We start from the raw sequence: 10,341 nt of genomic DNA on the forward strand, positions 1-10,341 counted from the left end.
TTCAAGCCGCCAAACAGCAGGCTGTTTGGCTATCGAAGCTTTGTATAAGAGAAAAGTATTTGTGGGCTTTGCCCACACCCACCACCTTTGAAAAAGGTTGACCAAATTTTTATTTTCGAGTATAAAGTCTGTTATAATTCAAGCAGAAATTTCCCGACCGTTGCTAAACCACAATCTACCAAACTATTGATAAAACCCAAACTGTATTTTAAACACTACAATTTATTATGCCCCAAAGCACAACAAAAATTAAATACTAACAAAAAAGGGTGGATACTAAATCCACCCTCCGATAATGCGTAAATTACTGCTCAACAGGATAAACGCTTGCACGCTTTCTGTCCTTGCCTACACGCTCAAACTTAACAACGCCATCGATCTTTGCGAATAATGTGTCGTCTGAACCGATACCTACGTTGTTACCTGGATGAATGTGAGTACCTCTCTGCTTAACAAGGATGTTGCCTGCGAGAACCTTCTGTCCATCTGCACGCTTTACACCAAGACGCTTTGATTCACTGTCACGGCCGTTCTTTGTAGAACCCATACCTTTTTTATGAGCGAAAAGCTGAAGATTTACTTTAATCATTACCTTACACCTCCGAAATAATAACTTTAATATACTTTTTGTACTGCTTTTGTAAAGCAGTTAAGTGAAGCCATAAGCCCTCAATTAAATGAGATGCTTCTTTCGCCTCTGTACCGCTAAGGCTTAAATTAATAAAGCCGTCGCTGTCGGTAACCTCTGCATCTGTATGCAGAACCTCGGTGATTGTATTGGCTGTCATAATTGCCGCTGAGCTTACACCCGCACACACAATATCAGGCCCACTAGTGTTAAAATCAGCATGTCCCGAAATTTTGAAGCCTTTAAAATAATCAGCCGACTTAAAAAATGTTACCGTAATCATTCTCAGATTTCGATTGAAGTAATCTTAACCTGTGTGTAAGGCTGTCTGTGACCCATTGCTCTCTTCTCGCCCTTCTTTGGCTTGTAAGTAGCAACTCTGATTTTCTTGCCTTTACCGTTCTTTAATACCTCTGCAGTAACCTTTGCACCCTCAACAACAGGAGTGCCAACCTTAATGCCGTCATCTGTGCCAACAGCAATAACATCGAATGTTACTGTTTCGTTTGCTTCAGCGTTAAGCTTTTCAACGAAGATAACCTGATCGTTTGTTACCTTGTACTGCTTACCGCCTGTCTGAATAACTGCGTACATTTTAGTACCCACCTTTACATATGTCTCGCTATCTGCAGGTAGAGAAATCTCTTTTAGTAACCCACAATATGCGGCTTATATAGCATAACACAAATATGCTGTGTTGTCAACCTTATTTTTACAGGTTATTCTGAATTTTTGCAGCTTTTATGGTGTTTTTCATAAGAGTAGCTATTGTCATAGGGCCAACACCGCCCGGAACAGGTGTTATGTAAGAACATTTATCCTTTACATTTTCAAAATCCACATCGCCGCAAAGCTTGCCGTTTTCATCTCTGTCCATACCGACATCAATTACAACAGCACCCTCTTTTACCATATCGGCAGTAACAAACTTCGGCTTGCCGACCGCTGCCACAAGAATATCTGCCCTGCTGCAAACCTCTGCAAGGTTCTTAGTACGGCTGTGGCAAATTGTTACTGTGCCGTTTTCGTGGAGCAAGAGCATAGCCATTGGCTTGCCGACAATATTGCTTCTGCCGATTACAACGCAGTTTTTACCGCTTACCTCAATATTGTAATAATGGAGCATTTCCATTACGCCTGCCGGTGTGCAAGGAAGAAAATCATACTCTCCAAGCATAATTTTACCGACATTTACTGCGTGAAATGCGTCAACATCTTTGAGCGGGCTGATTGCTTCAATTACTACCTTGTCATCAAGATTCTTTGGAAGTGGGAGCTGAACAAGGATACCGTTAATATCCTTTTTCTCGTTAAGCTTTTTCACGAGATCTAAAAGCTCTTCCTGTGTGGTTTCAGCAGGCAATGCGTACTCCTCAGAATGAAAACCCACAAGCTCGCAAGCTTTCTTTTTATTATTTACATACACTCTTGAAGCCGGATCATCACCGACAATTACTACGGCAAGTCCCGGAGTGATTGAATGTTCCTTAATTAAAAGCTCAGTTTCATTTTTTACTTCTTGCTTTACCTGAGCCGATACCATTTTTCCGTCTATAATCTGCATAAAAATTGTCCTTCCTCTTTATATTGATTAAAAGTAAAATTATACCTGCCACAAATATAATAGCCGACAAAAGCTGAGATACTCTTACTGCGTTACCGAAAATTTCAAAGTGAAGATAAAGGCTGTCTGTTCTGAGTCCCTCAACAATCATTCTTTCAAAGCCATACCACACAAGGTAGGAAAAGAATATCTGACCGGCATATCTTTGTCTGTATTTTCCGTAGAAATGCAGTACAACAAAACCAAGCAAGCACCACATTGATTCATAGAAAAAGCATGGGTGAACAGCAATATTGCCTGTACCCTGACTTACCATTCCCCATGGCAAATCAGTCGGAGCACCGAATGCCTCCTGATTCATAAAGTTACCCCATCTGCCTATTCCCTGTCCGAGCAAAAAGCCCATCATTGCAATATCAAGAACCGGCATAATTTTCATTTTCTGAATCTTAGCAACTGTAAGTCCGCCAAGCAATGCACCGATAATACCGCCGTAAATGGCAAGACCGCCATTGTTAATATAGAGAATTTCAATCGGATTTTTTCCGTAATAATCCCACTCAAAAAAGCAATAGTAAAGTCTTGCACCGACAATACCTGTAATAATTCCCACAAGAATACAGTTAATAAGCTTGTTGCCGTCAACATTGTAGCGTTTTGAACTTACATACGCATAAAGCACAGCAATCAAAAGTCCTGAGGCAATTATAATTCCGTACCAATAAACCGGATAATTGCCAATCGTAAATGCTACGGGATTAATTGTAAACTCAAGTCCGAGTCCCGGAAAGGAAACATTGTAATCCATTACTTTTCACCGTCCTGAATCGGTTTTACTACGGACAATGTGCAGTTATTTACATCAAGCATACAATCAAGTCGCTTTGCAACATCCTCTACAGTGGCATTTGCAATTTCGTCTATATAATCAAACATATTATTGCCCTTGAAATGGTAGTCGGCAAGAATATTTGAAATTGTATCAACTGAATTGAGTGAAGCTACTGTATCGCCATAAATTGACTTTTTGGCAATCTCAAACTCCTCTTTGTCAATTCCGTTTTCCTTAAGCTTTACAATATAATCTTTAATCATTTCCGCTGCCTTCTGCGGCTCTCTTGATTCTCCACCAAAGATAATCGAACAGTAGCCCGGGCCGTCAAAAAGCTCATAGGAGAATGAACTGTTTATAAGGTTTGCATCAAGAAGTTTTCTGTATAATTCACTTGTTTCTGACGCCAAGAGGAAAAGCAAAATGTCTGTGTGGGCTGCCTGAGCATCGCCCTTTACACAATCAGCCTTTTCTTTGAAGCCAAGGTTAAAAATCGGCATAGAAACTGAAAATTCCTGTTCAACATACGGCTTTACAACTTCGTATGGCTCATTTTCAAATACATTGTGAATGGTATGCTTTTCGCATGGCTTTAAAAGCTTGTCGGCTGTTTTAAGCACCTTATCTACTGTCACATTACCCGAAACACAAAGCACCATATTGTTAAGATTGTAGAATACATTGTAAACCTCGTACAATTTTTCTGCTGTAATTTCAGCAATGCTTTCTACTGTACCGGCAATGTCAATCTTAACAGGGTGATTGTGATACATATTTTCAAGCATATTGAACATTACTCGCCAATCCGGTGCATCATCATACATCTTGATTTCCTGTCCGATAATTCCCTGTTCCTTTGCAACAGTTTGAGCTGTAAAGTATGGGGACTGCACAAAGTCAAGCAGAATTTCAAGACTTTCATCAAATTTTTCTGTACAAGAAAAAAGATAGCAGGTTTTTTCAAAGCTTGTGTAAGCATTGGCATTTGCGCCTGTCTGAGCATAACGAACAAATGCGTCACCGTCCTCGCTTTCAAAAAGCTTGTGCTCAAGATAATGAGCAATACCGTCCGGTACCGTAATGGTTTCACCGTCATCTACAGAAAACTTTGTGTTTATACTTCCGTAGCGAGTGCCAAAGATTGCATAAGCTGAATTGTATCCCTCTTTTGGATATACATAAATTGTAAGTCCTGACGGATGATTGATTTTATAATATTTTTCCGCAACTCTGTCGGATTTTACTTCCATAATTTCCATTTAAACGCACTTCCTTTCGCAGTTTATTTATTCTTGAGGACATATACGGTATCAAGCGTAAGCTTTTTAGCCGCCTCAATGATTTCTTCCTTTGTAATGGCGTTATACTTCTCTGCAAGCTCTTCAATGCTGTTGAAACCGTCATTTATAAACTGTGATGAATACCAGTTATCAATACCCGATGTGGTGTCGTTTGAAGTACGGAAGCCGTTTACGATTGCTCTCTTAGTAGCCTCAATTTCAAAATCTGTGATATTGCCGTTTTTCATATCCTCAACCTCTTTGAGAATAGCCTTTTCGGTTTTTTCGATATTCTCATTAAGCACACCGCTGTCAACAATCATAACACCGGTAATAAAGTTGTAACTTGACGCACAATAGTAGCAAAGGCTCTGCTTTTCTCTTACATTGTTAAAAAGCTTTGAGTTGGCTGTACCACCGAGAATTGCACACATAAGTCTGCCGGCAATCCATTCCTTTTCGCTGCAAGTGCAGTCAATGCCCGAACGGAAGCCAAGCACAAGCTTTGACTGAGAAACCTCCATTTCCTCCACCACATGCTGAACTGTGTCGGCATTCTTTTTATAACACATTTCAAGCTTACAAGGTGTTCTGTCAATCTTGCCGAATGCGTCTGTAAATACCTTTTCTGCCTTATCTGCACCGCTGTCGCCAATATAAAAAATTTCTACAATAGCGTCCTTTAAAAGTTTTTTCCAAGCGTCAACAAGACTTTGCGGTGTTGCCTTGTTAATTTCTTCAACAGTACCGTAACGCTTGATTCCGCAGGTTTCATTTTTAAGCATATTTGAAAATAATGTGCTTATTGCATAGCCACGCTTATCATTAAACTCAGCGTCAATAGAATCAAGAAGCTGTCTGCGTTCCTGTGTAAAATCCTTTTCGTCAAATTTGCCGTCTGTAATATTAGGATTAAAAATAACCTCGCACAAAAGCTTTGAAAGCTCAGCCGAAATTATTTCATGAGTAAATACATATCTGTCATCAATGCCCACTGCTGTGAATGTAAGCACCTGATAGTCGCCGGTTTTCTTTACACTTGAAACTATATCTGTTCCGTAAAGAGCACTAAGCTTTTTGCTGAACTGTGTAAAGTCAGGATAAGCCTTGCATGAACGAGTGAGAAGTCCACGCAAAAGTGCGTTTTGTGCAGCGTCCTTTTCATTTAAAGGCACATAAAGGTTGACGCTCATTCTTATTGTTTTGAATCTGTTTACTTTGACATTGTTAAAAGCAACGCCATCGGCTATAATTTTTCTTTCAATAGAACTCATCATATCATCTCCGAATCTATAATCTTGTTTCCAATCTAATATACATTGTTTAGTATAACATAATTTTCTTGAAATTAAAAGCATTTATATAAAAAATAAGGGCATTGCCTGTAAACAATGCCCTTAATATGTACAATTATTTCTTTTTTCGTGTTGATACAACAGCAGTCAGTACAAAAAACAACACCGCAGTTGCAAGAAGTATAATCATGCTTTCAAAGTCTGTTACTGTGTGGTCGCCAAAAGAATACACAATTCCCATTTCAGAATTAATTTGGTCAATAACATCAGGCTTAATATCATAAGGAATGTTTTTGGTACATTCCGAAATGGCATCTGCTGTGAAAATCTGCCTTAGCATACTGCCTGCGTGTGAAATTGGAAAGCATTTAACCGCTGTGGCTACACCGTCGGGAAGTGAACCGACAGGAATGTAAATACCTGTAATAAAGCCCGATATAGTACCTATTACCGTACAAATTGCCGTATATGCACCCTCTGTGGCAACAAACATTGCTATGAACATTACTATTGAGGTAGTGGCAAGGTCATCTACTGCAATTACTGCAATTACTTTCAGCATATTGGCAAAGCCGAGCAGTTCGCCTCCGTTTGCAATTATGTAAACTTCGCCAAGAATAAATCCCACTATTGTTATCATAAATGAAATGAGTGCAAGGCTTAAAATATAGCCAAGGGTGATTTTACTTCTGCTTATAGGTGAACAATAAAAGTCTTTGAAAAGACCTTTTGACCTGTCATTTACTATTGATACCGCACCAAGTGAAATTGAAAGCGGCATAACAGAAATAATACCTGCCATTATCCAGCTGTCTGTGAGCAGCCTTGGCTCATCAAGTCCTATGTCCTCAAAACCTTTTGAAAGCTGGTCGCCGAGAAAAAGAGCATATAAGCCGATAATTATAAATACTGTGAGCAATGACGCAAGCCATGCACCTTTGTTTCTGAAATATATTTTTATATTTCTTTTTACCAAAGCAAACATTACTTTATCTCCTTTCCTGTAACAGCTACAAACAAATCGTCCATTTTGCCTTTTTGTACCTCAAAATCAAAAATAAAGTCCTTTAGCTCATTAACTACCGGCAAGGCTGAAAAAGTTGATTTTACGGGAATTTTTATAGCTTCCTTAGTAAGTGAATATTTCATATTATTTGCATCAAGAATTTTTTCTATCTCTTTTGTGCTGTTTTCTTTGTGATATACAGTAAGTACATCTGAAACATATTGACTTTTAAGCTCCACAGGTGTACCCTGTGCGGCGATTTTTCCAGACTCCATAATTACCACATAATCGGCATTCTCTGCTTCTTCAAGATAATGAGTGGTAAGAAATACGGTAATTCCACATTCTTTACGCAGGTTGCTTACTGTATCCCACACTGCAAGTCTTGTTTGAGGGTCAAGTCCTGTGGTCGGCTCGTCAAGGAACAAAATTTTCGGTGTATTTATTAAGGCTCTTGCAATATCTGCTCTTCTGCGTTGTCCGCCGGAAAGCTTACCATACGGTCTGTCCATAAAATCCTGTGAACCGGATTTTTCGATAGCCTCATTAACGGCATTTTTCAAAGTCTTACCCTTTAGTCCGTAAAAGCTGCCTCTGATTGAAAGGTTTTCTCTGACTGTAAGCAATGGGTCAAGCAAACTTTCCTGAAAGACTGCACCAATTTCGGCTCTGATTTTGGAATCTTCTTTTCCAAGAATTCTTCCTCCGATTTCAACCCTTCCGCTGTCAGGCTTTAAAAATGTATTCAAAATACTTATGGTAGTTGACTTACCGGCACCGTTTGGACCTAAAAAGGCAAACAGACTGCCTTCTTCTACATAAAAGCTTATATCGTCAACCGCTTTAAGGTCGCCATAGGTTTTCTTTAAATGTTCAATCACTATTGCCTTTTTCATTGCTGTTTCTCTCCTTTAATATATTATTTATAGTTTCGGAATCTGCCTTCATTTTGTACACCTGAATTACAAACACTATTAAAAATACCGCAACAATTACTCCTGTTGCAATCAACAGGTCTGAAAGAACAAATTCAAACCATCCAAATATAACTCCGCCTGCTAACATAACTACAAAAAAGACTTCCGCAATATCTATTAAGCTTGCAGTCAGCAAACTGAGCTTTATCTTAAATCCATTTGATAAAATGATGTCGGTTACAAGCAGCAATGCCGAAATAACCAACGATACAATAAAGCATTGTATTACGCTGTAGGCATTAAAGCCGGAGCTGTTGTTTAAAAATATATTAATCAACGCAAGAATGATTGTTTGCCATGTAAATGAATTTACAAATATTGAAAAAAATTGGCTTAGTTTATTCATAAATTTATCCTCCTTACAAGCCGAATTTACTCTTAAAATCTTTCAGATAATGTCTGTTTACTATTTGAACTTCGCCATTGTTCATCTGCACTTCCATTTTGCCGTTGAGCATTGGTCGCACACTTGTAAGCTTGCAAATATTTAAAATACAGTTCTTACTGATTCTTACAAAATCAGCCTGCGGCAAAAGCTTTTCAATCTGATAAAGCTTATAGTCACATTCATATACCTTATCCTGTGAATAAATAAAAGTTTTTTCATCAACGCTTTCTATGTAATAAATCATCTCGGCAGACAATATATAAGTTTTATTTTCAATTTTTCCTGTAAGCTTTGTGCTGTTAAGCTCAAACTCATCAAGCAGTTTTTTTAAGCTTTCATCTATAGCTGAACATTTTACAGTAATCTCGGTTTCAGCTATACTGCTGTCTTTGATTATATTTATCTTCATATATCCCCCTCACAATCATCTTATCTGTATTTAGAATAACAGATTTAATTCATAATTTAAAGTGTTATTCGGTAAGGTGCAGAATTTAGCGGCTAAGTTGCATAAAAAAACCGCCAACCAATAAGGTCAGCGGTAAAATTTAAAACCAATAGTCAAAAAACATTACATTTTCATACTTAGTTATGTAATTCTGAGTTGAGTGCCAATTACCCGGAAAAGCGTTATAATACTCGTCTGTACACATTACAAGCATTCTGTGCTGAACAGCGTTGCCGCCATTATCAAACACATAAGCTACAGCGTTTTTAGCATTTGCATTTACATTTGGGTTGTATCCGTCATAGCCCATACCACCGTTAGCAGATGATTTTCTCAGATCCATAGGATTTTTACAATATCCATATACAAGGGCATCTCTGATACATTGAGCTATAAAAACCGAGCCTGCATATGATGTACCAAATTCACCCATAACGATTTTTTCTATGTAATCTCTTTCCTTGTCGGTAAGCTTGTACACCTTGCCTTTATAGTTTGAATCAACCTTATCTGAAGGAAGCTTAATCAAAAAAGAATTAACTGCACCTGCATCATTGCTTGAGCCTCCGTTTGAATTGCTATTTGAATTTCCCGACTGATTCATAAGATAATTTTGTAATGCAGTGACATCGTTAATATTAACTTTTCCGTCGCCGTTAATATCAGCACGCTTTTCATAGGTGTCATTCCAATTACCGTTATCACCTGAAATTCTCAACTGCAAAGCAGTAACATCAGCAATGCTGACTTTACCGTCACCATTGAGATCATAATTATTTTCTGCCGCAAAAGCAGATACAGCACAAAAGCTCATAAAGAAAGTTGCAACAAGAACACAAGAAATTAATTTACAAATTCTTTTACTCATATTTTCTCCTTCAATATCTGTTTTATTCTGATAAATAGCGGTGTTTTTGACACCACAACTTTATAATTATAACACATAATTTTATAAATTGCAAATTTGTCACTTTTTTATTTAAAAAAATTCAAAAAAGGTGTTGACATTTGTAAAATAGGGTGGTATAATAACACTCGTTGATTGAGAGAAAACAAATCAACAGTAAAAATAAATATATGCGAGTGTGCTGGAATAGGCAGACAGGCACGTTTGAGGGGCGTGTGTTTCACGACGTACGGGTTCAAGTCCCGTCACTCGCACCATCTATTTTTTAAAGTGTTGCTTCTATTACCTTTAAAAAATTTTTTGAATTTTTTAAAAATGTTGCACAGTGCATAGCATAGTTTCCTCGATTTCCTGAACAGGTGCAGGTATCTAACGCTTTAAACACTCAACAGCCTTGCTTAGGTCGCTTGTATGCGAACTTTCACAAGTTGGCTCAAATAGAGTTACCTCTATTTCTTCACATATTTGTCTGAAAGGCTCATTACTTCTTTGAGGTAGCAATCATTACTGCGAATAATGATTGGCTCGCTCGCTACTGCTGCTAACGCACAATAGGTTGTGGCGTATTTAATAAGGACAATACCTTCACTGTTACAAAAAATGTAATGCTTCAGGACGATGTGTATTCTCTGCTTTTGCAACTGCTATTAAATTTTTATAACAAGACAGCTAAATCCTTGATTTACAACTTTGTTAAGTTGAGGGTTTAGTTGTTTTGTTATGCCTCTTAACTTATGTTATACCTATATTGGGAAATTGTCAATGGCTTTGATGAAATTTACAATTTTGTTTATCAATATTTTTTTATTTGTCGAACAGACAGGGTATAAATTTATACCCTAATCTCAACAATTCGTTATACGAAAGCGTTGTTTTAAATGTCATTGTAAGACTGCTCAGGGTGTAAATTTATACCCTGCTTTGAAATTGCTGACTTTGTTCGGGGTATAAATTTATACCCTAATCTTAGAAAACCGTTATGTGAGAGTCTTGTTTTAAATGTTATTGTAAGACGG

At 37.8% G+C, this 10,341-nt stretch carries 12 protein-coding genes and 1 tRNA gene; 1 reads left to right on the forward strand and 12 read right to left on the reverse strand.

Going from position 1 to position 10,341, the window contains the following annotated elements:
- Positions 1-304 precede the first annotated feature (304 nt).
- The 12 genes from rpmA to ACJMMI_RS07660 form a co-directional block, all read right to left on the reverse strand.
- Positions 305-589 (reverse strand): 50S ribosomal protein L27, encoded by a 285-nt coding sequence (gene rpmA, locus ACJMMI_RS07605; protein WP_022234725.1) that lies wholly within the window; start codon positions 587-589, stop codon positions 305-307.
- A 4-nt stretch (positions 590-593) separates the two neighbouring features.
- Positions 594-911: a ribosomal-processing cysteine protease Prp gene (locus ACJMMI_RS07610; RefSeq protein WP_405354681.1), complete on the reverse strand. Its 318-nt coding sequence runs from the start codon at positions 909-911 to the stop codon at positions 594-596.
- Between the two features lie 2 nt (positions 912-913).
- The gene (rplU, locus tag ACJMMI_RS07615) at positions 914-1,222 is read right to left on the reverse strand and encodes a 50S ribosomal protein L21 (RefSeq protein WP_294388005.1); all 309 of its coding nucleotides are present in this window, start codon (positions 1,220-1,222) and stop codon (positions 914-916) included.
- A gap of 118 nt (positions 1,223-1,340) precedes the next feature.
- Positions 1,341-2,192, reverse strand: a complete 852-nt coding sequence (gene folD, locus ACJMMI_RS07620) for a bifunctional methylenetetrahydrofolate dehydrogenase/methenyltetrahydrofolate cyclohydrolase FolD (protein WP_405354682.1) — start codon at positions 2,190-2,192, stop codon at positions 1,341-1,343.
- Positions 2,134-3,000 (reverse strand): prolipoprotein diacylglyceryl transferase, encoded by an 867-nt coding sequence (gene lgt, locus ACJMMI_RS07625; RefSeq protein ID WP_405354685.1) that lies wholly within the window; start codon positions 2,998-3,000, stop codon positions 2,134-2,136. Before lgt ends, folD begins: the two co-directional genes overlap by 59 nt.
- The gene (yfmH, locus tag ACJMMI_RS07630; protein ID WP_405354687.1) at positions 3,000-4,283 is read right to left on the reverse strand and encodes an EF-P 5-aminopentanol modification-associated protein YfmH; all 1,284 of its coding nucleotides are present in this window, start codon (positions 4,281-4,283) and stop codon (positions 3,000-3,002) included. Before yfmH ends, lgt begins: the two co-directional genes overlap by 1 nt.
- A gap of 23 nt (positions 4,284-4,306) precedes the next feature.
- Positions 4,307-5,578, reverse strand: a complete 1,272-nt coding sequence (yfmF, locus tag ACJMMI_RS07635) for an EF-P 5-aminopentanol modification-associated protein YfmF (RefSeq protein WP_405354689.1) — start codon at positions 5,576-5,578, stop codon at positions 4,307-4,309.
- Between the two features lie 136 nt (positions 5,579-5,714).
- Positions 5,715-6,584: an ABC transporter permease gene (locus tag ACJMMI_RS07640; protein WP_405354691.1), complete on the reverse strand. Its 870-nt coding sequence runs from the start codon at positions 6,582-6,584 to the stop codon at positions 5,715-5,717.
- A complete protein-coding gene (locus ACJMMI_RS07645; protein ID WP_405354694.1) occupies positions 6,584-7,501 on the reverse strand; it encodes an ABC transporter ATP-binding protein in 918 nt (305 codons plus the stop codon). Before ACJMMI_RS07645 ends, ACJMMI_RS07640 begins: the two co-directional genes overlap by 1 nt.
- On the reverse strand, positions 7,479-7,928 hold the full coding sequence (locus ACJMMI_RS07650; RefSeq protein ID WP_405354696.1) for a DUF3021 domain-containing protein: 450 nt from the start codon (positions 7,926-7,928) through the stop codon (positions 7,479-7,481). Before ACJMMI_RS07650 ends, ACJMMI_RS07645 begins: the two co-directional genes overlap by 23 nt.
- 13 nt (positions 7,929-7,941) lie before the next feature.
- On the reverse strand, positions 7,942-8,379 hold the full coding sequence (locus ACJMMI_RS07655) for a LytTR family DNA-binding domain-containing protein (protein ID WP_405354698.1): 438 nt from the start codon (positions 8,377-8,379) through the stop codon (positions 7,942-7,944).
- Between the two features lie 139 nt (positions 8,380-8,518).
- On the reverse strand, positions 8,519-9,286 hold the full coding sequence (locus ACJMMI_RS07660; RefSeq protein WP_405354700.1) for a dockerin type I repeat-containing protein: 768 nt from the start codon (positions 9,284-9,286) through the stop codon (positions 8,519-8,521).
- A gap of 211 nt (positions 9,287-9,497) precedes the next feature.
- Here ACJMMI_RS07660 and ACJMMI_RS07665 point away from each other — a divergent pair.
- A tRNA-Leu gene (locus tag ACJMMI_RS07665) sits at positions 9,498-9,582 on the forward strand.
- Positions 9,583-10,341 lie beyond the last annotated feature (759 nt).

The sequence above is a fragment of the Ruminococcus sp. genome (genome assembly GCF_045129435.1).
Lineage (GTDB): Bacteria > Bacillota > Clostridia > Oscillospirales > Acutalibacteraceae > Ruminococcoides.

Coding starts and splice junctions, on each gene's coding strand:
- ACJMMI_RS07660 (WP_405354700.1), bottom strand. CDS start 9,286: ATGAGTAAAAGAATTTGTAAATTAATTTCTTGTGTTCTTGTTGCAACT.
- folD (WP_405354682.1), bottom strand. CDS start 2,192: ATGCAGATTATAGACGGAAAAATGGTATCGGCTCAGGTAAAGCAAGAA.
- lgt (WP_405354685.1), bottom strand. CDS start 3,000: ATGGATTACAATGTTTCCTTTCCGGGACTCGGACTTGAGTTTACAATT.
- ACJMMI_RS07610 (WP_405354681.1), bottom strand. CDS start 911: ATGATTACGGTAACATTTTTTAAGTCGGCTGATTATTTTAAAGGCTTC.
- yfmH (WP_405354687.1), bottom strand. CDS start 4,283: ATGGAAATTATGGAAGTAAAATCCGACAGAGTTGCGGAAAAATATTAT.
- ACJMMI_RS07655 (WP_405354698.1), bottom strand. CDS start 8,379: ATGAAGATAAATATAATCAAAGACAGCAGTATAGCTGAAACCGAGATT.
- yfmF (WP_405354689.1), bottom strand. CDS start 5,578: ATGAGTTCTATTGAAAGAAAAATTATAGCCGATGGCGTTGCTTTTAAC.
- ACJMMI_RS07650 (WP_405354696.1), bottom strand. CDS start 7,928: ATGAATAAACTAAGCCAATTTTTTTCAATATTTGTAAATTCATTTACA.
- ACJMMI_RS07640 (WP_405354691.1), bottom strand. CDS start 6,584: ATGTTTGCTTTGGTAAAAAGAAATATAAAAATATATTTCAGAAACAAA.
- ACJMMI_RS07645 (WP_405354694.1), bottom strand. CDS start 7,501: ATGAAAAAGGCAATAGTGATTGAACATTTAAAGAAAACCTATGGCGAC.
- rpmA (WP_022234725.1), bottom strand. CDS start 589: ATGATTAAAGTAAATCTTCAGCTTTTCGCTCATAAAAAAGGTATGGGT.
- rplU (WP_294388005.1), bottom strand. CDS start 1,222: ATGTACGCAGTTATTCAGACAGGCGGTAAGCAGTACAAGGTAACAAAC.